Origin of the sequence: Paenibacillus pedocola (assembly GCF_031599675.1) — a bacterium.
Taxonomy (GTDB): Bacteria; Bacillota; Bacilli; order Paenibacillales; family Paenibacillaceae; genus Paenibacillus_AQ; species Paenibacillus_AQ pedocola.
This window is the reverse complement of the sequence record NZ_CP134223.1, coordinates 2,486,092-2,510,093: the sequence shown is the minus strand read 5'-3', so window position 1 is coordinate 2,510,093 and position 24,002 is coordinate 2,486,092. Positions and strand designations below refer to the sequence as shown.

Below are 24,002 nucleotides of genomic sequence, written 5' to 3'. Positions count from 1 at the left end.
TCGTAATCAACACGATTAATGAGTGAAGCAAGGCAGCAAAAAGCCGGAATCGCCTAACTGTGATTCCGGCATAATATCGTGCCTATTCTTGTATTTGCAACACTTTCCCCTCAGCCTACACCCCCAGTTCTATGTCTGCATCACTCAGCCCAGAGGTGGGGGCCCCTATTCCTGGGCTGCCGCTAGCAGCTCCTCTACCGGCCATGGCAAAGGATTATTGAACTGCTTCCAGTCCTGCTGCATCTCTTCCGTGGTCAGCAGACATCTGTCGAGCCGTGCTTCCAGGACGGCTCGTTCCATGCCGACACCAATGAACACAATCTCATTCATCCGGTCACCCCACTGCCCGTCCCATCTGGCTTTGACATCCGGCTCGTTCTCCAGCACCTCAAGCTGCTGCGCTTCCGGCAGTGTGGCCAGCCAGTAGCCGGCAGGCCCGAACTGAATCGAGGGCCCAGCCTGGCTTAATGTCGCGGCAAGGTCTCCCTTGGCGGCAAGCCAGACCAGCCCTTTGGCGCGCACAACCTCTTCCGGCCAGTTGCTGAAGAAGAAGCTTAGCCGCTGCGGATGGAACGGCGTTCTGCGCCGGTAGACAAAGGAACCGATACCGTATTCTTCTGTTTCCGGCGTATGGCCGTCCTTATTCAGCTCGGCGATCCAGCCGGAAGACATGCTTGTTTGCTCAAAATCAAATAACCCCGTATTCAAAATCTCCTTGGGATCCACCATACCCTTGACCGTGCGGATGATCTTGGCGGACGGCTGAAGCCTGCGCAGCACAGCCTCCAGCCTGTTCAGTTCCTGCTCTTCCACCAGATCACATTTGTTGAGCAGGAGTACGTCACAGGTCTCAATCTGGTCGATCAACAGATCGACAATATCACGGAAGTCACCTTCCCCGGCGGTCATGTTACGGTCGATCAGACTGTCGCCGGAAGCAAAGTCATGCCAGAACCGGTTGGCATCAACCACGGTGACCATCGTATCCAGTCTGGCCAGCTCCGTAAGATCAATATCCAGATCCGGATTGGCGTAGGTGAAGGTCTGGGCCACAGGAACCGGTTCGCTGATGCCGGAGGATTCGATCAGTATATAATCGAACCGGCCTTCAGCGGCCAATTTGCTGACTTCAAGCAGCAGATCATCCCGCAGAGTGCAGCAAATGCAGCCGTTAGACATTTCCACCAGCTTCTCTTCCGTCCGGGAGAGTGTGTTTCCGGATTTCACCAGATTGGCATCCACATTCACCTCACTCATGTCATTGACAATGACCGCCACCTTCAAGCCGCCGCGGTTATGCAGAATGTGATTCAACAGTGTGGTTTTACCGGAACCGAGGTATCCGCTGAGCACAGTTACAGGTATTTTCTTCATCAATTTGCTCCTTACCTTTGTATAGTTTTATTCTCCTTGTCACAGTAAAGCTTAGCGTGTCTCACGGTGCAGCGTAACGCGCTTCAGACGCGGACAATACTTCTTCATTTCCAGCCGTCCCGGATGATTTCTCTTATTCTTGGTAGTGGTATAGTTGCGGTCGCCTGTTTCTGTACAAGCCAAAGTTACAACTGCTCTCATCGTATTCAGCTCCTTTTATTTAATCGTAATTTTTACGATTTACACATCATACAGGTAATATTAAACATATGTCAACCGTCCGCGGCAGAAAATTCGAATGTTCATCATGGGAACTCTCTTAGAATTGTGGTCTTTCTGTACGCCAAATGACGTATAGATGGAATTATGAAACTATGATTCTTGCAGTTACAAAAAACAAAAGCGGGAGTGTGGACCATGAAGATACCGGTGATGATATTGAGCGGTTTTCTGGGGAGCGGGAAGACAACCCTCCTGCTCACCCTGCTGAAGGAGAGCAAGGCACGGGGGCTGAATCCGGGTGTGGTGATGAATGAGCTGGGGAAACGCGATGTGGACGGATACATTCTGCAGGAGCATACAGGTACAACGGTGGAAAAGCTGCTGGACGGCTGTGTATGCTGCAGCCGCAAGGAGGATCTGCCGAGGAGCCTGAATGCAATGCTGGCCCGGCGGCCGGATATTATCTTTGTTGAGCTAACGGGGGTTGCCGACCCCGAAGAAATTGCCAAATCGCTGCAGACACCTCCGCTAAGCGAGCGTCTCATGCTGCATTATACGGTTACGGTGCTGGATGCGGAGAACGTACTGGAGTATAACAGCCGTTTTTCAGCCGATAAGCAGCTGATCCGCACCCTGCGCAAGCAGCTGAGCGGTGCCGACCTGCTGATCGTCAATAAATCCGATCTCGTGGAGCCGGAAACGTTATGGAGAATTGAAAAGACCGTCCGTAAGTATAACGCGGACTCAGAAATCGTCTTTACCCATTACAGCGAAATTAATCTGGCTCCGCTCCTGGCCGGAATCAGCCCTCAGGCCCCCCGCAGCGCTGCGGCACAGCGCAGTTCCCGCAGCATTAATGGAGTCCCGCTGGAGCGCATGAATTCAGGACACTCCCGGGGAGCAACCGCTGTACAGGAGCCCGAAACAAAGGCGGAAGCCTCCTATTCACAAGTCACTGCGGTAACGTTAACTTTCCCGCAGGCAGGGGAGCGGAGTATCAGTAGAGGGGAGCTGGAGGCCTTTTTTCAAGAATGGGGCAGCAGCCTGGTAAGGGCAAAAGGCCATGTCCGTCTTTCCGGAAAGGAACAGGAGCACCAGCCCGTTCAGCTGGTCCAATTTGCCGGAAACCGCATAACCTGGGAAACCTCCCGGTATCCCGGCTTGCCCTATATCGTATTCATCGGACTTAATCTGGATGAGAAACGTCTGGCCGAGGGCTGGAATGCACTGTTCGCCTAAAGCAAAGACCGGGAAGGAGCCAATCCAGCCTTGACAACCTTTTTGCCGCTCAAAATCCTGCCGCTGCTTGTTCCAGCCGTCTTCCTGATCATCTTCGGCATGGTCTGGCTGCCGGATCACCCGGAGCTGCTGGACAATGCGTATATGGACACCTTCAAAACAGCCTTTATCGGCATTTTGCTGGAAGCCCTGCCTTTTGTGCTGCTGGGGGCGCTGCTCTCGTCGCTGCTGAGGGTATTCGTGCCGGATGAATGGATCTCGCGGTGGATTCCGCGGCGGCCGGTTCCGGCGATTCTGTTCGGCTGTCTGCTCGGCCTTATTTTCCCGGTCTGCGAATGCGGGATGATCCCGCTCGTCCGCCGCCTGATGCACAAGGGGATGCCGCTATATGTAGCCGTCGTGTTCATTCTGTCCGGCCCGATTCTGAATCCTGTCGTCTACGGGGCAACACTGACCGCCTTCCGCTCTCATCCATGGCTGGCTTATGCGCGGATGGGACTGGCTTTTGCCGTGGCTGCAGGGATCGGATTCATCATTTACGCCACGGTCCGAAAATCGCCGCTGCGCCTGTCCATCAAACGGGAGACTGCCGAACCCCATCAGCTCCGTACGCGCGGAGGCCGGCTGGTCTCGGTCCTTGTACATACCTCGGACGAGTTTTTTGAAATGGGCAAATATTTAATCATCGGCTGCCTGCTGACCTCCGGTATTCAGACTTTTATGAATCATGGCAGCCTGGCCGCCATCGGAGAACAGCCGCTCGGCTCCTACTTGTTCATGATGGGACTCGCCTTTGTGCTCTCCCTGTGCTCGACCTCCGATGCCTTTGTTGCGGCTACCTTCCTGCATACGTTTCCTGCCGGTTCTCTGCTCGCTTTTATGGTGCTTGGTCCGATGCTTGATTTCAAGAATTCACTTATGCTGCTGTCGCTGTTCAAAACCCGATTTGCAGTGTACCTGTTCTTCCTCATCTTCTCCGCTGTGTTCACCGGTTCGGTGCTCGCTTCATTGTGGCTGTGAGGAATTACTCTTACAAAACATTTAGGAGGTCCACATGAATGACCCGCGAAGCATCCGCATTCATTATCTGCTCAGGGCGGTCATTCTGCTCGGTTTCGCGCTGTATATCGGACATTTAAGCCAGCAGGATGCACTGCATTATTATGTTGCGCCCAAGCTGGCGCGCTGGATCAGGCTCTGTCCGGTGCCGCTCTCACTGATGGCTGCAAGTCTCGGTCTGCAGGCTTTATTCGGCAAAAGCAGCGCACTCTGCGACTGCGAGCACCAGCTGCCCCGTTCCCTCACGAGAAGCAGTGCCCTCTACGGCTTGTTCCTGTTTCCCCTGCTGCTGGGCTTTCTGCTTCCCGACCGGGCGCTAGGCAGCGAAGCGGCTGCAAGGAAAGGGATCTCCCTAACCTATGCCCTGCCTGAAACCGGGAGAGAAGAACGTTTTACCGCCGTTAATCCTTATCAGACTGAGTTCGCCGAACTGGCCGGCAAGCTGTATAAGCAGCCGGTAATCACCGTGCATCCAGAGATCTTCTCTGAGACATTCGGCGCGATTGATCTGTATAAGAAGCAGTTCGAAGGCAAGGAGATTAGCGTGTCCGGTTTCCTCTACCGCGAGCGGCGGGCGGACAGCGTTACCTATGCCGTAAGCCGCTTTCTGGTACAGTGCTGTACAGCAGACGCGACCCCTTTTGGTATCCTGCTTGACCCGCAAACGCAAATAAGCCTGCCCGCCGACACCTGGATTGAGGTACGGGGCAAGCTTCATGTTGCTGTATTCGAAGGTGAGGAGATTATGCAGATTACTCCGGATAGTCTGACGCCAATCCCTCAGCCTCCAACACCATATGTGTACACCAGCGCCGATTCCATAGCGGTTTGGGAGCAGCTCCCGGCTACCCCGGGAGAAATTGAGACTAAATAACGGCATCCAGTTCTTCGTCATCATCAATCGATTTGTGCGGATTGATCACCTCAACCATCAGGCGGGCCGGAATGCAGATAATCTGCTGTTTCGGCCTGGAAATGAACCCCATCTCCATAGCAATAGGCAGCGGCGCATCCGAATAAGTCATCTGAATGCCATAGTCATATACTTTCAGCGTGTTGTGGCCAAACTTGGTCTTGATCTCGATCGTTTGCTCTTCTTTGGTCAGTGCGATCGTTTTATAGGTTTTACCGTTCACTGTAATTACAGCCTTCAAATCCCCCTGTGCGTAATGCTCACCCCGGGTATTCATCCATTTGACCCCGTAGATGGAGCCTGCCAGCAGCAAAACTAGCACAATGATCATAAAATCGCCGCGTTTCATCGTATGCAAACCTATTCCCTCTCACCGGCTGAATTTATATATCGTAATAATTACGAATAATATAAATATAGTCAGCAAAGGCGTCTTTGTCAACGATGACGCAGCCGTTTCAGCACACTCCGCAGCCATAGCGTGATCAGCACATAGACCAGCAGCACCACAACCAGCGTTACCATCCGCTCTGCTGTAGAACCATCCGCGAACAATACCGGTCCCAGCCCGAAAAAGGTAACGATCAGGTACAGCAGAGCGAACAGTATATAAAGGATCCATTTCATGTTGAGGCCCTCCCTTCACAAGGGTAGTATACCCTATCTGCGGATTTGGGCCGACCATTCCCGCAGCACCCTGTCCAGCTCCTCCGTACGAATCGGTTTGGAAATGAAGTCCTGCATGCCTACTTTCAGGCACAGCTCCCTGTCTTCTTTTTGGGCAAAAGCCGTAGCCGCTACAATCACCGGATACAGCCCGTGCTCCTCCCTTATTTTCACGGTAGCCTCAATACCGTCCATCAGCGGCATTTGAATATCCATAAAGATCAGATCATAGTGATTCGAGCGTACCGCCTCAACAGCCTGCTGACCATTCAGAGCCACATCGGCGGCATATCCCCGCTTCTTCAGATAGACCTGTAAAATTTGCAGGTTCACCGGATGATCTTCGGCAATCAGAATCGAGAGCGGTCCAAATTCACCTGTAGAGTACTCTGTACGTCTGTTTTTTACTTTTATCTGTTTATCCCCGGTGCCTGCAGTAAGGATTCCCTGGGCAGACTGCTGCGGGATTAATGCTTCAATAGTGAAGTAGAATTCCGATCCCTCATCCTCCTGGCTGTCGACCCCTATCGCTCCGCCCAGCAGCTCGACCAGCTTTTTGCTGATCGCAAGCCCCAGTCCAGTCCCACCATACTTACGGTTAATAGATGGATGCAGCTGGGAAAAAGATTGGAACAGCAGTCCTTGGCTGGCTTGCGGAATGCCAATACCAGTATCTTTTACAGTGAACTTGAGAATCGCCTGCCCAGGCTCCCTGAATGCTTCCAGCTTCACAGAAAGACTGACTGACCCTTCTTCGGTAAATTTCACAGCATTCCCTACGAGATTAATAAGAATCTGGCGCAGCCGTCCTTCATCGGTTACCAAAAGCTGCGGAAGCGCAGGATCGATCTCTGCATGCAGTATAAGGCCCTTTTCTTTTACCCGGGGGTAAAAAATTTCGGTAACATGGGTCATGACCTGGCGGAGATCGACCGCCTGCAGCTCGATGGACATCATCCCCGCCTCAATTTTACTGAAATCAAGCACCTCATTCAGAATATGCAGCAGTGATGCGCCGCTTTTATTAATAATTTGCGTATAATATTGCTGTTCCTCACTCAGTTCCGTTCCGGCAAGCAAATCGGCCATCCCGATAATCCCGTTCATCGGTGTGCGCAGCTCATGGCTCATGATCGCCAGAAACTCCGATTTCGCCCGGTCAGCCTGCTCCGCCGACTCCTTGGCCCGTACAATTGCCTTTTCCTCGGTAATGTCGCGGAATACCACAACAACGCCCTTGCGCTCCCCATTGTCAAACAGCGGGGTCATCCGGTATTTGACGAGAAAGCTGGAGCCGTCCCGTCTCCAGAATACCCCTTCCTTCTCTTCGTAGGACAGATGCTCAGAGAACCATTCCGGCAGTGTCTTGCCGCCTCCCGGGTACGGCTCGCCGTCCAGCCAGGTCTGCTGTATCGAGTGCAGCGCAATGCTTCCTCCCAGCTCCCCCGGACCATAGCCCAGCATCGCAGAGGCAGCAGGATTAATGAACACCGTTTCACCTTCAAGACTCATCCCGAAAATACCCTCGGTAACTGAATTCAGGATCAGCGCATGCTCATAGCTTAGCTTCTCGATCTGCTCCAGATGGCGCTTGCGCTCCGTAATATCGCTCGTGATGGCAAATACCCCGACAACCCGGGAGTCCAGCAGTATCGGTACATAAATCATACTTACCTCAACAGCATGGCCGTCCCTGTGAATCAGCCGGCTCTCAAAGGTCTGAGCCACACCGCTTGCAGCGAGCTTGAAACGGTCTGACACAAAATCCAGCTCATCCAAATCAATAAGCTCACTGTAGGACGAATGCAGCAGACTCTCGCGGGAATAACCGGTCAGATACTGCAGACTGGCATTGAGCGATTGAATGCAGCCCTCCAGATCCATCGCAATAATTGCAGAGGGATTGTATTCGAACAGGGATTTGTAGCGGTTCTCACTTTCCATCATTTTAAGCTCATACTGCTTGCGCTCCGAAACATTACGTGTCACGCCGATGATCTCGGGTGACCCGCCAGTCCCAGAGGTGATATGGCGAAGCGTTGTCTCCACCCACATATACGTGCCGTCTTTACACCGGAAACGGAAAACGATCGGTTCAAGCTGCTTCCCGTTCCCGCCTTCAATCCGATATGCCTGCACTCTGTCTTTATCCTCCGGATGAACATAACTCATCCCGGCGGTACCTATCAATTCTTCCGGGGTAAATCCGAACATCTGCTGGCATACCGGGGAAGCATACAGATAAGTGGCTTCCTCATCCGAGGCATTCCTTGTAATGAAATCCTGGGTATTCTCCGAAATCAGCCGGTAATTGTGCTCGCTTTCCCGTAGCTGCGCCTCCATCATCAGCTGTACGGTCACATCCTGAATCACACCGCTGATATAACGCATGTTCCCTGAAGCATCCAGCGCAGTTTTCCAATGGGCATCAATAAATTTCTTCACACCGTCTGCTGAGGTTATCCGGAACACCTTGTTTCCGTCCCCCCCATGCTCCAGACAATCCAGTATCGCTTGAATTACCCCGGGCAAATCCTCCGGATCAATACAGCTCATAATAAGCTTAGGGTCATATAAGGAATGGTTGCTGTTATCATCAGTATGTCCGAAAATATGGCGCATTTCCCTTGAGGCGGTCAGCTGCTTGCCGGCATGATCCCATTCCCAGGAGCCCATCTTTGCCAGGAACTGGGCGTTCGCCAGCATCTCTTCATACTTCTTCCGCACAGTAATATCCCGGGCAACCGTGAGCACCTGCTCCACTTCACCGTTTGAATTACGCATCACCTGAAAAGAGCTCTCAATCCACAAATAATCGCCGTTTTTATGCCGTGCTCTGCGGGTAAACACATCGCTGTCTGAAAAGAGCTTCCCCTGCTCTCTCATCTCATTCGCATCTTCCTCATGATAGAACTCCGGCCTTTTTTTGCCGATCATTTCGGAGGCGGGATATCCCAGCATTCTCTCTACAGAAGGGGATACATAAAATATAGTACCGTCAGGATAAGCCAGAGAGATCATATCCGGTGTATTTTGCGTAATCAGATCATAGAGATTATGTTCCTCCCTGATCTTCTTTTCCGCCTGTTTGCGTTCCGTAATATCGGTCAATTCCGCAATCATATATGTAGGGGCTTCCGCATTCTCCTCAAAGGTTAGAAATAAATGCAGCGATACCCAGAACATTTCTCCGTTTTTACGCAAAAAACGTTCTTCGCTGTCTACAGCCGCACCGGGGCTTTGCAGCAAAAGCTTCATCACCCGGTTCTGATCCGCCCGGTCCTTTTCTTCTGCACAAGCAATATCCATATACCGGAGACCTATAAACTCCTCCTCCGTATATCCGAACATCTTGCATAAGGCAGGGTTGGCCAGCCGGATCGTCCCGTCCTCCAGGGAAACAACAGCAAATCCTGTAGAAGAGCGCAAAAATAGTGTTTTATAAAGAGTGTCGGACAATGATAATGCCTCCTCTGTAAAAGTCGGGGGTCTTAAATTATAAACATTATACCCTTTTTTCGGCCAACACGCCCTAGATATGAAGTCCTGTAAACTGCAGCTGCTGAGGCGCAGAAAAAAACCGCCCATTGTCACTGGAATGACTGTAAGGCGGTCTTTATATGCCTGAAAACATGAAAAAACCCTTCATCAGAAGGGTTTAGTTGAAACGATGATGCGGTCGAGAGGACTCGAACCTCCACGATATTGCTACCACACGGACCTGAACCGTGCGCGTCTGCCAATTCCGCCACGACCGCATATTATGTACTTCAGTGATTCAATCACCGTAATTAAGAATATACTCTCTTTCCACTACAATTGCAAGAGGTTTTTTATTAACCTTAATTTAATTACTAAAGAGCAATTAATTTTGTTAATTATAAGGTTGTAGATGAATTTCACCTTGTAATATGAATTTAAATACGATATATTATCAAAAAACTTACTAAAGAAAGGATGATAAGCATGGATTCTTCGGATCACAAGATTATCAGGGCACTGATGGCTAATGGAAGAATAACTTGGGCCGAGCTGGCCGGATTACTAGGCCTCTCCTCTCCGGCAGCTGCTGACCGTGTAAGGCGTCTGGAAGAACAGGGAGTGATCAAAGGCTACACAGCACTGATAGATGCCGAGTCAGCCGGCTATGGGCTGGCTGCACTAATCGCAGTTACGCTTGAGCGCCCGGCACACCGGCAGGCTTTTTTGGAGCTAGTGCAGAAGCTCCCGGAAATTCAGGAATGCCATCACACCGCAGGCGATGACGACTATGTCCTGAAAATCCGCTGCCGCGGAACACGGGATCTTGACCGGATCATCAGCGAAGAACTGAAGAGTCTTCCGGGAATTGTACGCACCCGGACGACCATTATTTTGGGTACGGTGAAGGAAACACCGAATGTTCCTCTCCCGCCCGGGGACCGTGAGCCATGACTCTCTGGTCTGCACTGATCGGCGGCTTTAGCTTCGGCTTCATCATTGCCGCCCCTGTCGGACCCATGTCTATTCTGTGCATGAACAGGACACTGAGGCAGGGCTTACTCGCAGGTCTTGCTACCGGAGCAGGGATTGCCCTGGCAGATACCTGTTATGCTCTGGTGACTGTTACAAGCTTCAGGATTGTGAATGAATTCACTTCTACTTATGAATTCCCCCTCAAACTCCTGGGTTCCTTGTTTATCGGCTACCTTGGAGTCAGAGGCTTGCGGAATGGTGCTGCTGAATCCCGGCCGGAAACCGGACACAACGGAGTTCTTTATTGCATGATCTCTTCATTCCTCCTGACAATGGCCAATCCGGCGACGATCCTTAGCTTTATAGCACTGGCCGCATCACTCGGCAGCACCATCGGCGGTTCACTTTTACTCCCGGCCGGTATTGGCTTCGGGTCATTCTTCTGGTGGCTGCTCCTGACTTCGGTCATATTATGGATCAGCAGCAGGCTGCCTGAATCCTTCACCCGAACCCTGAGCCTGGCCTCAGCCCTCATCCTGATTCTGTTCAGCTTATACGGGATTATATCTGCTATATACAGTCTGGGGAATGGGGGTCCGGCTTGACCCCCGCTGCCCTGTGTACCCCTAGCTCAATTTCTCCAAAGTGCTGACCCGGACTGCCACGCCTATCTGCAGGTTGTATACGGGGCTGATAGGCAAAAACAATAAAGTCTATTACATCCATATATTTCACTTATAAGAGTGCCCTGTGTTACAACAATAGTATTCCTGTGTAACCCGAAAGGAGCTCCCGCATGAATCAGCAATGGAATACCGGAACCTATGATACGGATATGGCTTTTGTCTCACAATATGGCGAATCACTTATTGAACTGCTTAAGCCGCTGCCCGGCGAACGAATCCTGGACTGGGGCTGCGGCACGGGGGATTTGGCTGCTGCCATCGCAGGTTATGGTGCAGCCGTCACCGGGATCGATGCTTCACCTGAGATGATCGCTGCTGCCCGCAGCAAGCACCCGGAGCTGGCGTTCATCCTCGCCGATGGCCAGGATTATACTGCCGACCCGCCAGCCGATGCTATCTTCAGCAATGCAGCGCTGCACTGGCTAAGGGATGCAGAAGGAGCTGCGGCGAGCATTGCTGCAAGCCTGCGCACAGGCGGACGCTTCATCGCTGAATTCGGTGGTCAGGGCAATATTGCTTCGGTCATTAGCGGACTGCCGCCCGCCTTCGAGGCTATCGGCTGCGCCGATAAGCTTGTGCTGCCCTGGTATTTCCCCGGCATCGCGGAGTACACAACACTGCTGGAGCAGCATGGACTGACCGCCAGCCTCGCGCTCTGCTATGACCGTCCGACCACACTCGCCGGCGGCGAGCAGGGCCTCGGACGCTGGCTGAATACTTTTGCCGACGGGATACTTAGTGTGCTGACACCTCCGCAGCGTGAAGAAGTGCTGGCGTTCCTGGAAAAGGAGCTGAAACCCCAGCTGTTCTATGACGGAGTCTGGGTAATGGATTACCGGAGAATCCGTGTATCGGCCACGAAACGGTAAAAATAATAAGAGCGCACCGGAATATTTCCTTCCGGAGCGCTCTTTTAGTTATTACGGATAGCAAACGGCTATCTCTGTTCCCCTACATACCTGTCTCTTCCGGCTCCCATCCCTACAACGAACAGCAGCAGGCTTGCCGCTGCCAGCAGGGCCAGCGGAGCATTCCAGCTATGCGTCGCATCATGCAGCAGCCCGAACAATGCCGGACCTGCGGCAGCCAGCAGATATCCGACAGACTGAGCCATCCCCGATAGCTCACTTGCCTCTTGAAATGTGCGGGTCCGGAGGCTGAAGAACATCATCGCGAGGCCGAAGGCGAACCCGCCGGCGATACCGATGCATACCGCCCACAGCGCCATCCAACCGCTGCTGCCAAGCCAGATTCCGAGAATACCGAGGAAGAACAATATGGAGGTGATCAGAACAAGCCCCCGCTGATTCTTCAATCTTCCCGCCCATAGCGGTACAAAAAATGTAAACGGCAGCTGGGCCAGCTGCATCAGCGACAGAATCCAGCCGGCATGGCCGGAAGACATGCCGCGTTCACTTAAGATCACCGAAAACCAGGCAATCAGAACATAGTAGAGCAAGGATTGCAGTCCCATAAACAGCGTTACCTGCCATGCAAGCGGTGAACGCCATATGTTGACAGAAGCAGCAGCTGAACGGGTCCCGTTGCCTTGAACCAGATTCTTCATTTGAGGAATCCAGAACACCGTAGACAATGCTGCGACAATAAACCACAGCGAGAGCGTTCCCCGCCACCCGAAGCCAGCAATACCGGCAAGCGGCACACTGAAGCCCGAAGCCGCGGCTGCACAAAGATTCATGGATACTGTATACATGCCCGTCAACAGGCCGATCCGTGCAGGAAATCTGCCCTTAATCAGTCCGGGAAGCAGCACATTGCAGACGGCAATAGCCAGTCCAATTAGCGCCGTGCCTGTAAAGAAAGTAACGACTCCCGCCGCTGAGCGGAGCAGAATTCCAATCGACAGCGCCAGCATAGCCAGCAGCAGAATATTTCCCAGTCCATACCTGCGGGCAAGCTGCGGCGCAAAAGGTGATAACAGTGCAAAGGCCAGCAGCGGCAAAGTAGTGATAAACCCCGCGAGTGTATTGGTTAAGCCCAGATCGTCACGAATCAGTCCCAGCAGCGGTCCGACAGAGGTGAATGGAGCACGCAGTGCTGCGGCAACAAACAGTATGCCCAGCACCAGCAGGAAGCGGCCGGATCCGGCATCCGGACGGGACATGCCCGGATTTTGTAAGGTTCGGTCTTGCGGTTTTGCAGTCATGATGTTCCTCCCGGTTGCAGCGCAAGTCCCTGACAAACCCGGGTTTGTCAGGGATTACTGCCCATATGTCAACGCACATTGTTTTATTATAACCTTACATGACTGCAATTGCATAAGATTTCAGCTTCTCTTCCAGGCACCTCTATGTAAAGAAACTGCCGGCCCATAAGGACCGGCAGCTTCGAGATAAGACCATCTAACCTTATACCCAGAGGGATTTAGTGATGATTACCAGCAGGATGAACAAAACCAGAATCGCGCCAGTAGAAGTGAACGGGCTGTATCCGCCGACATTTTCGCTCATGTTAACTCCTCCTTTATACTTGAATACTGATAAAATATGCGAAAATGGCCAGGCCGGACTGGGTGAAACGGTATAAAATGCTGCTCATTCCCTACATTGTAAAGGTTGACAAAACTCTATGTCCTCTTTAGTATCCTAAGAATAAGAGCAGTTGAGAATGACTCTCAACTGACAGTGAATATTACAACAGAAAAGAGTGAACAAGAGATGCTGCGTCGTTTTTTCTCCTATTACCGCCCCTACAAAAAGCTGTTTATTCTCGACTTCACCTGTGCGGTAGGTGCGGGGCTGCTGGAGCTTGCCTTCCCGGTGGCTGTGAATACATTTATTGATGATCTGCTGCCCGGTCAGGATTGGCCGCTGATTCTGATGGCCTGTGTTGCCCTGCTTGCCATCTATGCCCTGAACACTGCCATGAATTATGTGGTCACGTATTGGGGACATATGCTGGGAATCAATATCGAAACCAATATGCGCAAAAAAATGTTCGATCATATCCAGAAGCTCTCTTTCCGCTTCTTCGACAATCATAAAACCGGTCATTTGATCGGCCGGATCACCAATGACCTCAATGATATCGGCGAAGTGGCGCATCATGGGCCTGAAGATGTATTTATTGCTGTGATGACGCTGATCGGTGCCTTTATCTTAATGGCAGACATCAATCTGAAGCTGGCTGTCATAACCTTCATTATTGTGCCGGTTATGGCCTGGGTCATTATTCATTTCGGACGCAATATGACCTCCACTTACCACCAGCTCTTCGGCAATGTAGGTAATTTCAATGCCCGGATCGAAGACAATGTAGGTGGTATCCGCGTGGTCCAGTCCTTTGCCAATGAAGAACATGAGAAGGTGCTGTTCGCTGCCGACAATCAAATGTTCCGTCAGACGAAGCTGATGGCTTACAAGCTGATGGCCAAAAGCTCGTCGGTCAGCTATATGATGACGCGTCTGATTACGATTGTGGTCATGGTCTGCGGCGCCTGGTTCTTCATTCAGGGGGAGCTTGAAATCGGTGAATTTGTAGCATTCATTCTGCTGGCCAATGTGTTTTTCCGGCCGATCGAAAAGATCAATGCCGTGATCGAAAGCTATCCGAAGGGCATCGCCGGCTTCAAGCGCTATCTGGAAATCATGGATACCGAGCCGGATATTGCCGACAAACCGGGTGCAACCCAGGCCGGTTCCCTGCGCGGCGATATTCTTTTCAGCAATGTCAGCTTTGGCTATGATGCCACCCGTCCGGTGCTGCAGGATATCAGCCTGAAGGTAAATGCCGGCGAAACGATTGCCTTCGTCGGACCCTCCGGCGCCGGTAAAACAACGATCTGCAGCCTGCTGCCCCGTTTCTACGATGTTACCGGCGGCTCCATCTCCATTGACGGTACGGATATTCGCGAGTTGAAGCTCCATTCACTGCGCAGGCAGATCGGGATTGTACAGCAGGACGTATTCCTTTTCTCCGGGACCATCCGCGAGAACATCGCCTACGGCAAGCTGGAGGCGGAGCTGCCGGAAATCTGGCAAGCTGCCCGGCGTGCCCATCTGGAGGACCTGATCAACAGCCTGCCGGAAGGCATGGACACGGTGATCGGAGAACGTGGTGTGAAGCTGTCCGGCGGACAAAAACAGCGGCTGGCCATCGCCCGGATGTTCCTGAAGAACCCGCCGATTCTGATTCTGGATGAAGCCACCTCAGCGCTTGACACCGAGACGGAAGCCGCAATCCAGCAGTCTCTGGCTGAGTTGTCTGTGGGCCGGACTACGCTCGTGATCGCCCACCGCCTCACGACGATCAAAAATGCCGACCGGATCATCGTCGTGAATGAGGACGGCATTTCCGAGGAAGGCCGCCATGAGGAGCTGGTGAATGCCGGAGGAACTTACAGCCGTCTGTTTCAGGCGCAGTATCAGGCGTAATTTCAATTCGTAATAATTAATGATGAACCCAAAAACAACCTTCCGCTTCGCAGCCTCATCGTCTGCTGGCGGAAGGTTGTTTTTTGGTGTGATAAGCAGACACAGCCTAATCTCCGAAAACTCCAAGGTATGAGATGGCGAGCTTACGGTAGAACTCAATCGAATCCAGATATGCTTCAATATCGATCCACTCATCCGGCTGATGAGCAAGCCCGGGATCTCCGGGTCCATAGATCAGCACGGGCAGTCTCCCGTAATCATGGAGTACAGAGGCATCCGTATAATAGGATACCCCGCGCACAGCTGGGACAGCATCCTTTACTCCATCAGAGCTACCATCGCCATCACCCACATCTTCAGGATCAGCAGCACTTTCCGCGCCACCAGCACCACCAGCACCTCCAGCGCCATAGTCTCTTGCCCTATCTTTACCATCCGACTCTCTCTCACCCTTGCCGTCGGCCTGTCCGGCGAGCTCCAGCGCAATTCGGATTAATTCCTCACCGGGATCCGTATAGACAACACTCCTGTCCAGCAGCTCCTCCACCTGATAACGGTAGCCGGAGTGCCGCTCCTGAATTTCTTCCAGCTTGGCCGTGATTTCGCTAAGCAGCTCTGCATGCCGGAGCGGCGGAACGGTCCGGATGTCCACGTCGATGGTACAGCGGTCTGGAATCACATTGGTCTGCACACCGCCATCAATTTTGTTGACCGACAAGCTGCTTGACCCCAGCACCGGATCATGGGCCTGCCACTCCAGCGCATGGCGGTGGATCAGTGCGATTAGTTCCATCATGCCCTCCACGGCATTCAGGCCAAGCTGTGGCATGGAGCCGTGGGCGCTGCGCCCGAAGAGCGAAATCCGCAGCCATAGCGCACCTTTATGGCCGACAGCGACGCGGCTCCCCGTTGGCTCGGCGATGACCAGGCCATCCAGCTCCGCCAGGCTGTGCTGCTCCGCATACTGCCGTGCACCGCAGCTGTCAACCTCTTCCCCGGCTGTCGCCAGAAAAACCAGATCGCCTCCCAGCCGGATGCCGTCCTGGTGCAGTGATACGGCGGCAAGCAGCATGGCAGCGAGCCCGCTTTTCATATCGGAGGTTCCCCGGCCGTACATCTTACCGTCTTCGATTACCGCACCATGCGGCGGATAACTCCCGGCTTCGGCCGTCCACGGGCTGACGGTATCCAAATGTCCGCAGAACATCAGCTTCCGGCTGCCTCCGCCTTTGAATACCGCCTCCAGATTGCTGCGTCCCTGCTCAATCCCGGTAATACTGCTCTCAAGGCCAGCCTCATGAAAAAACTCCTGCAGCAGCAGCGACAAGCGGTGCTCGTTCCCCGGCGGATTACAGGTATCCACTTGGATTAAGCTTTGCAAAAAGGGAACCGCGAATTCCCGGCTTCTGACATTCATCATCTTTTACATCCCTCCAGTATCCGTAATTCCTATGATTATGTTGAAATGTACGACATACCGCAGCAATATGCAGCCGTAAATATCACGTTACCGGTAAAAACCAGCTTTTACCGCTATGAAAAGACGGTTACACGCAAAAAAGCCTCCTTCTGCTCATGAATGGCAATCCATCCACAGCGAAATGAGGCTCTCCCTGCTACTGCGTCACATTAATTATTACATCACTTTACTTTTTCGCAATATGCACCTTAAGCAGCTTGCCTTTTACCGTAGTATCCCTCATTGCCTGCAGCACCATTGCCCCTTTGCCATTCAGAATATCCACATAGGTTACGTTGTCCTGAATGGTAATGATCCCGATATCATCAGCAGTCATTCCCTCAAGCTTCGCTATTGTACCGACGAAATCGACGGCTCTGAGCTTCTTTTTCTTACCTCCGTTGAAATACAGCTTCATGATGTTCTCGTTCATAACCTCGGTCTTGCCTACTTTGCGGACCTGCTTCTTTCCGAGTTTCTGATCAAAAGCCGGTTTGGCATACGCTACTGCATCTTCGGACGGAGCCTTCATCACCGGAATGCTGAAGCCGATGTACCCTTCAATATCCGCCACCCATTTATGTTCATTCGGCGTAACCAGCGTGATGGCTTTACCGCTTTTGCCTGCGCGGGCGGTCCGGCCGGTGCGGTGCACATAGCTCTCTTTTTCCATCGGGATATCATAGTTGATTACATGGGTAATGTTCTCGATATCAATGCCCCGGGCCGCCACATCCGTAGCGATCAGATAGCGGAACTGGCCTCTCTTAAAAGCATTCATCACTTCAAACCGCTCGTCCTGCATCATTCCCCCGTGGATCTTGTCCACCGGAAGCTCCTGATCGGCCATCCCCCGGAACAGCGCATTCACCTGATCCTGGGTGCGGCAAAAAATAATACAGCTGTCCGGATTCTCCACCGTCAGCAAGTCGCACAGCAGCGAGAACTTCGCAGCTTGTCTCACTTCAATCAGGGCATGCTCAATGGATGCAGTAGTAATACCGGCAGCTTCGATCTCAATATCCACCGGCTGAGTCATATATTTGCGGCAAAGGTTCTTGACAGCCTCCGGCAGCGTCGCTGAGAACAGCATTGTGACCCGCTCCCGCGGCAGCTGCTGGATGATCTTCTCAATCTGCTCGATAAAGCCCATGCTGAGCATTTCATCCGCTTCGTCAATGACGAGGGTCTTGATCCGGTTCAGCGGCAGTGTGCCGCGCTCGATATGGTCAAACACCCGTCCCGGCGTGCCTACGACAACATGCGTTTTTTGTGTCAGTTCAATCTTCTGCGGGGCAAACGGCTGCTTGCCGAATAGGGCCACCGCCTTGATCCGCTTAAAGCGTCCGATATTCGTAATGTCTTCTTTGACCTGTGCGGCTAATTCCCGTGTCGGAGTCAGAACTAGAACCTGCGGTTTGTTCTCCGCCCAGTCCACCAGTTCACAGACCGGGATACCGAACGAAGCCGTTTTGCCGCTGCCGGTCTGTGATTTGACGATTAGATCCTGACCCTTCAGCGCGGCCGGAATGACCTTGCTCTGTACTTCGGTCGGGCTATGATAGCCCAGAACGTCCAGTGCCTTGATAATCTCTTCATTTAAATCATAATCTCTAAACTGTAATTCACTCATGTAGTTGTTCCTTCCGTGTTAAGCATGGTCCCATTATAACAGCTTCTGGCTGCCCTGATTCCATTCCTTATAAAATTGCTCCAGATACAGCAGCATGAAATCATGCCTTTCTTCGGCCAGCTTGCGTCCATAGGGTGTATTCATCAGGTCTTTCAGCTTCAGCAGCTTCTCATAAAAATGATTGACTGCCGTCCCTTTAGAGTAATCACGGTATTCCTTCTGCAGCGATTCATCGCGCGGCGTTAGATCCGGATCGTAGACCGGGCGTCCTTTTGCCCCCGAAAAAACCATCGTTCTCGCAATACCTATTGCCCCAAGCGCATCCAGCCGGTCCGCATCCTGTACACATTGTCCTTCGAGTGTAGACATGGGTGCCCCTCCGCCGCCACTGAAAGACATCGTCTCAATAATCAGCATAATATGTCTGATTTTTTGCTCATCTGTGAGATGCTCTGCCAGCCAGTTATGTACTTTGAGCAGTCCCGCTTCCTTGGAGTCATTCAGCTTCTCGTCGGCTACATCATGCAGCAGTGCGGCGATTGTACAGATGAGGACATCCGCCCCCTCCATCCCGGCGATCAGCGCAGCCGTATTGCGCACACGGTCTGTATGAAACCAGTCATGGCCTGTGGTATCCCGGCCCAGCTGTGCTTTGGCAAAGTCTTCGGCTGCTGCTATCCATTGTTGATTACCCATAAATAATTCCCCTTTTCGTATAAGTCAATCCGGTTTGCTGCTGAAATTGCTGCTTGCATGGCGTATATTCATCCGTTATAATGTGCAGTAATCTAAAACTGAAGGGAGCTCTTTCCTATGAACCTCATAAACAGCATTTCCATCATACAGAATCAGCTTCATCATCACAAGCAGCGTTAGCACACCTGAATGAGTTCAGGGAGGGCTAACGCATTTTGCGTTTGACCTCCCTGCGAGATACGAAACGCGCAGGACCACGAGGTCCGGCGCGTTTTTTTGTTCATTTCAAAACTATAAATTCGGGGTCACCACAAAGGCTTTGATTTAACCTCCATGTGAGTGTGCCACATTGTGGGGTTATATTGTTTTGCCGGAATTTAGGCTTAATCATACCAAAAGGAGCTGCGAAAGATGCAAAATATTAAAGGAACCTATGATTATTTCGGACGGGAGCAGGCGGTCAGACAAAAGGTCCAGAGTACGCTGCGCGAACTGTTCGGGCTGTATGATTTTGAACCGATGGAGACCACAATGCTGAATGAGCTGGAGCTGCTGACCTCCAAATATGCCGGCGGGGACGAAATTCTCCGCGAAATGTACCAGTTGACTGACCAGGGCGGGCGCAAGCTGGGGCTCCGTTATGATCTTACGATCCCGTTCGCCAAAGTAATCGCGCTGAATCCGGGAATCGAGTTTCCTTATAAACGTTATGAGATTGGCAAGGTATTCCGTGATGGCCCGGTCAAAAAAGGGCGGCTGCGCGAGTTCCTGCAATGTGATGCCGATGTGGTCGGAATTGCCGGCCCGCAGGCCGAAGCCGAGCTGATGCAGCTTGCCGTGGAAGTCTTCCGCAGGCTGGAGATTCCCATCGTACTCAAATGGAACAACCGCCGGTTCCTTGGTGAAATTCTGTCTGCGGTCGGCGTTCCTGCGGATGACAGCCTCTCCGTAATGCTGACCTTAGATAAGCTTGCCAAGATCGGCAGTCAGGGTGTGCTGGCGGAGCTCCGCGAGAAGGGCTTGTCTGCGGAAGCGCTGCTCTCCATTACCAAGCTGCTGGAAACGGACAATACCAACTTCAGAAGTCTGGCGGACAGCTATGAACTAACCGGTCAGCCTGGCGTTCTTGAAGTACAGGCGCTGCAGCAGCTGATTGATGCCACCGGACTCTCCGCTGTTTGTGTGTTCGATCCGTTTCTTTCACGGGGCTTATCCTTCTATACCGGAACGGTGTATGAAATTTTCGATGCCACAGGTGGCTATCCCTCCAGCCTTGGCGGCGGTGGACGATATGATGACATCATCGGCAAGCTGGTGGGACGCGATGACATCCCGTATCCGACAGTAGGCATCTCATTCGGGATGGAGTCGATTATGGCACTGCTCGGGGAGCGCCCGGTTCAGGAGGAATATTCCGGTGTGCTGATCATACCGATTGGCGAGACCATGCCGCAGGCATTGCTCGCCGCAGCAGAACTGCGGAATGCAGGCATCCGGGTCAGTGTCGACACCGGTAAACGCAAGCTCAAAAAAACACTCGCCTCAGCCTCTGCCAAGGGCATCCGGTATTGTCTGCTGATCGGAGAGAGCGAAGCAGAGCAGGGTAAGCTGCAGCTGAAGGACATGACGCTGCAAACAGAGCAGGTGGTTACGGCAGAAGAAGCGAAGAAGGTTATTTCGGGTTAAGGCCGGACTGAACCTTCCGCAAGGAATACCAGCACCATGCTTTTGAATATCCACGGGCTTATAGCACAACAGCCGTACCAGACCTTCATCTGATACGGCTGTTTACCATTCTATAATCGCTGCTTGAATTATTCCAGCTCTTCTCCATTGCTCTCAATCACTTGCTTGTACCAGCCGAAGCTCTTCTTCCGTGATCTTTCCAGTGTGCCTTGTCCTTCATTGTCTTTATCCACATAGATGAAGCCGTAACGCTTCTTCATTTCGCCTGTTCCTGCACTCACGAGATCGATACAGCCCCAGGGCGTATACCCGATCAGTTCAACGCCATCAGCCACGGCTTCTTTCATTTCCGCAATATGGCCTCTGAGGTAATCAATCCGGTAATCATCGTTAATAGATCCGTCCTCTTCAACAGTGTCAACTGCGCCGAGGCCGTTCTCTACGACCATCATCGGAATCTGATAACGGTTATAGATATTGTTCAGCGACCATCTGAGACCCTTCGGATCAATCTGCCATTCCCAGGCACTAGCCTGCAGATAAGGATTCTTCAGTCCCATGGACAGGTTGCCGCCAATCTTCTCCTGTTCCGGATCAGCGCTCACACAAGTGGATGAATAGTAGCTGCAGGTATAGAAATCGACCCGGCCCTCCTGTAAAATCTGCTCATCATGTTCTCCCATGGCGATTTCGATTCCTTTATCCGCAAAATAGCGTTTGGCAAAGCCGGGATACGCCCCCCGCACCTGAACGTCGGAGCAGAGGAAGTTGGTTAAATTATCCTTTTGCTGTGCGAGCATAATGTCATCGGGATTGCAGGTCAGCGGGTAGGAACACATATACGCGATCATGCAGCCTATTTTGAAATCCGGATTAATGGAATGCCCCAGCTTCACCGCTCTCGCACTGGCGAGGAACTGGTGATGCAGCGCCTGGTATCTCTGCTGTTCATCATCTGCCGGCCCTGCGGTGTGACCGAACTCTGTATTACCTTCCGGCATAATCGCTCCGGCCATAAATGAACCGAACGGCATGGTCAGAATATTAATTTCATTAAAGGTCAGCCAATATTTCACTGTGTCCTTGTAGCGGTTAAAGATCACTTCGCAATAGTTCACATAGAAATCAGCCACCCGGCGGTCTGTCCAGCCGTTGTATTCCTGCGCCAGATGAAACGGAGCTTCGTAATGGGAAATGGTGACCAGCGGCTCGATATTATATTTTCGCAGCTCGGCAAATACATCATCATAGAATTTCAAGCCGGCTTCATTCGGCTGCGCATCATCCCCATTGGGGAAAATTCTCGACCAGGCCATCGACATCCGGAACACCTTGAAGCCCATCTCCGCGAACAGCCGGATATCTTCTTTATAATGGTGGTAAAAATCGACCGCCTCGTGGCTCGGATAGTTCATCCCCTGCTCCGGCACCGGTGTGATTTTGCGGGGTGTCGTATGCGTTCCGGCTGTGATGACATCGGCAGTGCTCAGGCCTTTACCGCCCTCGTTGTAGCCGCCTTCCAGCTGGTTCGCAGCCGTTGCTCCTCCCCACAGAAATCCGTCCGGAAAATGTCTGGTTATTTGGTTCATGATTAAATGCCTCCCATTAAAGTTGTGTTAGATCATTACAGTTAACAAATCCTCTTTGTACCCGATAGACTTCTTCCCGGTTTCTATGACATCCAGGTAATTATTCGAATTAGAGACGATAACAGGTGTAGTTAGGATGTAGCCTGCTGCCCGAATCGCATCCATATCAAATTCCATAAGCAGGTCGCCCTTTTTCACGGTGTCTCCTTGTTTCACTCTGGGTGTGAAGTGCTTCCCTTTCAGCTTAACGGTGTCCTTGCCGACATGAATCAGGATATCCACCCCATGATCGCTGGTGATTCCAATCGCATGACCGGATGAGAATAATGAGGTTAAAACGCCGTCTACCGGAGAGAACACTTTGCCTTCGGCGGGTTCGATAGCAATTCCTTTGCCCAGCGCGCCTGTGGAGAAGGCCTCATCCTTTACGTCGGAAAGCGCGACAACCTCGCCTTTTAACGGGCTGCTCACTGTCTCCTGCTTCACCAGGATATCTCCCTTAGGGCCATCGGAAGGCTGATCTTTGACCACATCGTCCTTAAATCCGCCGAAGTACATTAGCAGGAACCCGAGCACAAAGCTTACGCTAATACCAATAATTGCCCCATAAAATCCTGCATCCATGCCTTCAGGGCTGATATAACTCGGGATTCCGAAAATCCCCAGACCGCCCAGGATGTATCCCTTGGTTCCCATCAGGCCGATAATACCGCCGCCGACTCCCGCTGCTATACAGCTTAGAACAAACGGCTTCTTGCGCGGCAGGGTAATCCCGTAAATGGCCGGCTCTGTAACCCCGAAGATCCCGGAGATGACAGCTGGAATAGAAAGCGATTTCAATTTAATGTTTTTGGTCCGCAGCAGAATCGCGAGTACGACACCTGTCTGGGCAAAAGAAGCTCCGAATACACCAGCCAGAATCGGATCATATTTCAGCACGGTAAGGTTGTTGATTGCAATCGGTACAAACCCCCAGTGCAGGCCGAAGATCACAAATACTTGCCAGAAGGCGCCTAGCAGAATGCCGGCAATGACCGGACTCAGATTATAGATAAACAATGTACCTGCGCCAAGCAGCTGGCCTGCCCAGGTGGCAACCGGTCCAATCACAATCAGCGCCAGCGGAACAATGATCAGCAGCGTGCAGAAGGGAACCAGGAAGGTCCGGACCACGCTCGGAATAATCTTTTTAAACACTGCTTCAATCTTTGCTCCCACATAGGTCGAGAGAATGATTGGAATAACGCTTGAGGAATAGCTCATTAAGATCACCGGAATGCCCAGGAAGGTCAGGTACACGGGTGACTCAATAACACTGCCGCTAAATAGGGTGTACATCGGTTGCCCGGAAGCCGTTATAGAAGAAAAAGTAGGATAGACCAGCGTTGCCCCGATCGCCATTCCTAGGAAAATATTGGCATTGAACTTTTTAGCTGACGTATATCCCAGGAAGATCGGGAAGAAGTAGAATAAGCAGTCTCCGATTGCATTCAGAATCTGATAGGTTCCAGAGGTGCTTGTCAGCAAGCCCAGAGACAGGAACAAAGCGGTGAAGCCCTTGATCATACCGGTTGCACACAATACGCCTAGCGCCGGGGTAAACACTCCCGAGATAATATCTATAAATTTATTGAATAAGCCGATTTTCTCGTCTGAGGGCTCTGCTGCGGCCGACTGAAATCCGCCGATCGCCGAGACATCCGCATACACCTCGGGCACATGGTTGCCGATAACCACCTGATACTGGCCTCCGCTCTGGATAACCGTCACGATGCCGTCCATATTCTTGAGAATATCGGTGTTCGCCTTGCTCTCATCTATTAATTTAAAACGCAAACGGGTGATACAATGCGTCAGACTGCTTACGTTCTCTTTACCGCCGACGTTGTGGATGATCTCTTTGGCCAGCTTTTCGTATTTCATGTTGACCG

General features: G+C 52.0%; 20 protein-coding genes and 1 tRNA gene. 8 read left to right on the top strand and 13 right to left on the bottom strand.

The window, feature by feature from the left end:
* Window positions 1-165: 165 nt before the first annotated feature.
* Together QU597_RS10565 and rpmG are read right to left on the bottom strand one after the other, a co-directional pair.
* Window positions 166-1,374, bottom strand: a complete 1,209-nt coding sequence (locus QU597_RS10565; protein WP_310832601.1) for a GTP-binding protein — start codon at window positions 1,372-1,374, stop codon at window positions 166-168.
* Window positions 1,375-1,425: 51 nt separating this feature from the next.
* Complete coding sequence (gene rpmG, locus QU597_RS10560) at window positions 1,426-1,575, bottom strand: 50S ribosomal protein L33 (protein WP_310832600.1); 150 nt, start codon at window positions 1,573-1,575, stop codon at window positions 1,426-1,428.
* 216 nt (window positions 1,576-1,791) lie between these two features.
* On the opposite strand from rpmG, the gene QU597_RS10555 reads away from it, so the two are divergent.
* Genes QU597_RS10555 through QU597_RS10545 form a run of 3 tightly spaced genes read left to right on the top strand, consistent with a single transcriptional unit; the run spans window position 1,792 to window position 4,768 of the window.
* The gene (locus tag QU597_RS10555) at window positions 1,792-2,835 is read left to right on the top strand and encodes a CobW family GTP-binding protein (RefSeq protein ID WP_310832599.1); all 1,044 of its coding nucleotides are present in this window, start codon (window positions 1,792-1,794) and stop codon (window positions 2,833-2,835) included.
* Window positions 2,836-2,865: 30 nt separating this feature from the next.
* The gene (locus tag QU597_RS10550) at window positions 2,866-3,855 is read left to right on the top strand and encodes a permease (RefSeq protein WP_310832598.1); all 990 of its coding nucleotides are present in this window, start codon (window positions 2,866-2,868) and stop codon (window positions 3,853-3,855) included.
* A 34-nt stretch (window positions 3,856-3,889) separates the two neighbouring features.
* Window positions 3,890-4,768 (top strand): TIGR03943 family putative permease subunit, encoded by an 879-nt coding sequence (locus tag QU597_RS10545; protein WP_206104221.1) that lies wholly within the window; start codon window positions 3,890-3,892, stop codon window positions 4,766-4,768.
* On the opposite strand, the gene QU597_RS10540 is transcribed toward QU597_RS10545, so the two are convergent.
* From QU597_RS10540 to QU597_RS10525, 4 genes are all read right to left on the bottom strand, one after another.
* The gene (locus QU597_RS10540) at window positions 4,761-5,156 is read right to left on the bottom strand and encodes a NusG domain II-containing protein (RefSeq protein WP_310833273.1); all 396 of its coding nucleotides are present in this window, start codon (window positions 5,154-5,156) and stop codon (window positions 4,761-4,763) included. The two genes, QU597_RS10545 and QU597_RS10540, sit on opposite strands and share 8 nt — an antisense overlap.
* Window positions 5,157-5,245: 89 nt before the next feature.
* Window positions 5,246-5,434, bottom strand: a complete 189-nt coding sequence (locus QU597_RS10535; protein ID WP_206104219.1) for a DUF6954 family protein — start codon at window positions 5,432-5,434, stop codon at window positions 5,246-5,248.
* A 33-nt stretch (window positions 5,435-5,467) separates the two neighbouring features.
* Complete coding sequence (locus tag QU597_RS10530) at window positions 5,468-8,932, bottom strand: PAS domain S-box protein (RefSeq protein WP_310832597.1); 3,465 nt, start codon at window positions 8,930-8,932, stop codon at window positions 5,468-5,470.
* 215 nt (window positions 8,933-9,147) lie between these two features.
* Window positions 9,148-9,231, bottom strand: a tRNA-Leu gene (locus tag QU597_RS10525).
* A gap of 208 nt (window positions 9,232-9,439) precedes the next feature.
* Here QU597_RS10525 and QU597_RS10520 point away from each other — a divergent pair.
* From QU597_RS10520 to QU597_RS10510, 3 genes are all read left to right on the top strand, one after another.
* The gene (locus tag QU597_RS10520) at window positions 9,440-9,907 is read left to right on the top strand and encodes an Lrp/AsnC family transcriptional regulator (protein WP_310832596.1); all 468 of its coding nucleotides are present in this window, start codon (window positions 9,440-9,442) and stop codon (window positions 9,905-9,907) included.
* Window positions 9,904-10,533 carry a LysE family translocator gene (locus QU597_RS10515; RefSeq protein ID WP_310832595.1) on the top strand — a complete coding sequence of 210 codons (630 nt, stop codon included), beginning with the start codon at window positions 9,904-9,906 and terminating at the stop codon, window positions 10,531-10,533. Before QU597_RS10520 ends, QU597_RS10515 begins: the two co-directional genes overlap by 4 nt.
* 191 nt (window positions 10,534-10,724) lie before the next feature.
* On the top strand, window positions 10,725-11,483 hold the full coding sequence (locus QU597_RS10510) for a class I SAM-dependent methyltransferase (RefSeq protein ID WP_310832594.1): 759 nt from the start codon (window positions 10,725-10,727) through the stop codon (window positions 11,481-11,483).
* Window positions 11,484-11,551: 68 nt separating this feature from the next.
* Here the strand turns inward: QU597_RS10510 and QU597_RS10505 are convergent, their stop codons facing one another.
* Together QU597_RS10505 and QU597_RS10500 are read right to left on the bottom strand one after the other, a co-directional pair.
* Entirely contained in the window at window positions 11,552-12,739 is a 1,188-nt protein-coding gene (locus QU597_RS10505) for a CynX/NimT family MFS transporter (RefSeq protein ID WP_310833272.1), read from the bottom strand.
* A 244-nt stretch (window positions 12,740-12,983) separates the two neighbouring features.
* Complete coding sequence (locus QU597_RS10500; RefSeq protein ID WP_197071419.1) at window positions 12,984-13,085, bottom strand: sporulation protein YjcZ; 102 nt, start codon at window positions 13,083-13,085, stop codon at window positions 12,984-12,986.
* Between the two features lie 207 nt (window positions 13,086-13,292).
* Between QU597_RS10500 and QU597_RS10495 the strand changes: the two genes are divergently transcribed.
* Window positions 13,293-15,008: an ABC transporter ATP-binding protein gene (locus QU597_RS10495; protein ID WP_310832592.1), complete on the top strand. Its 1,716-nt coding sequence runs from the start codon at window positions 13,293-13,295 to the stop codon at window positions 15,006-15,008.
* Between the two features lie 106 nt (window positions 15,009-15,114).
* Here the strand turns inward: QU597_RS10495 and QU597_RS10490 are convergent, their stop codons facing one another.
* From QU597_RS10490 to QU597_RS10480, 3 genes are all read right to left on the bottom strand, one after another.
* Window positions 15,115-16,428: a M20 family metallopeptidase gene (locus QU597_RS10490; RefSeq protein ID WP_310832591.1), complete on the bottom strand. Its 1,314-nt coding sequence runs from the start codon at window positions 16,426-16,428 to the stop codon at window positions 15,115-15,117.
* A 226-nt stretch (window positions 16,429-16,654) separates the two neighbouring features.
* Entirely contained in the window at window positions 16,655-18,100 is a 1,446-nt protein-coding gene (locus QU597_RS10485; RefSeq protein WP_310832590.1) for a DEAD/DEAH box helicase, read from the bottom strand.
* 33 nt (window positions 18,101-18,133) lie between these two features.
* Window positions 18,134-18,796, bottom strand: coding sequence for an HD domain-containing protein (locus tag QU597_RS10480; protein ID WP_310832589.1), 663 nt, complete (start codon window positions 18,794-18,796; stop codon window positions 18,134-18,136).
* Between the two features lie 411 nt (window positions 18,797-19,207).
* Here QU597_RS10480 and QU597_RS10475 point away from each other — a divergent pair, with 411 nt between their 5' ends.
* Window positions 19,208-20,482, top strand: a complete 1,275-nt coding sequence (locus QU597_RS10475; RefSeq protein WP_310832588.1) for a histidine--tRNA ligase — start codon at window positions 19,208-19,210, stop codon at window positions 20,480-20,482.
* 128 nt (window positions 20,483-20,610) lie between these two features.
* On the opposite strand, the gene QU597_RS10470 is transcribed toward QU597_RS10475, so the two are convergent.
* Both QU597_RS10470 and QU597_RS10465 read right to left on the bottom strand, forming a co-directional pair.
* The gene (locus tag QU597_RS10470) at window positions 20,611-22,071 is read right to left on the bottom strand and encodes a 6-phospho-beta-glucosidase (RefSeq protein ID WP_310832586.1); all 1,461 of its coding nucleotides are present in this window, start codon (window positions 22,069-22,071) and stop codon (window positions 20,611-20,613) included.
* Window positions 22,072-22,098: 27 nt separating this feature from the next.
* Window positions 22,099-23,994 carry a beta-glucoside-specific PTS transporter subunit IIABC gene (locus tag QU597_RS10465; protein ID WP_310832584.1) on the bottom strand — a complete coding sequence of 632 codons (1,896 nt, stop codon included), beginning with the start codon at window positions 23,992-23,994 and terminating at the stop codon, window positions 22,099-22,101.
* Between the last annotated feature and the right edge of the window lie 8 nt (window positions 23,995-24,002).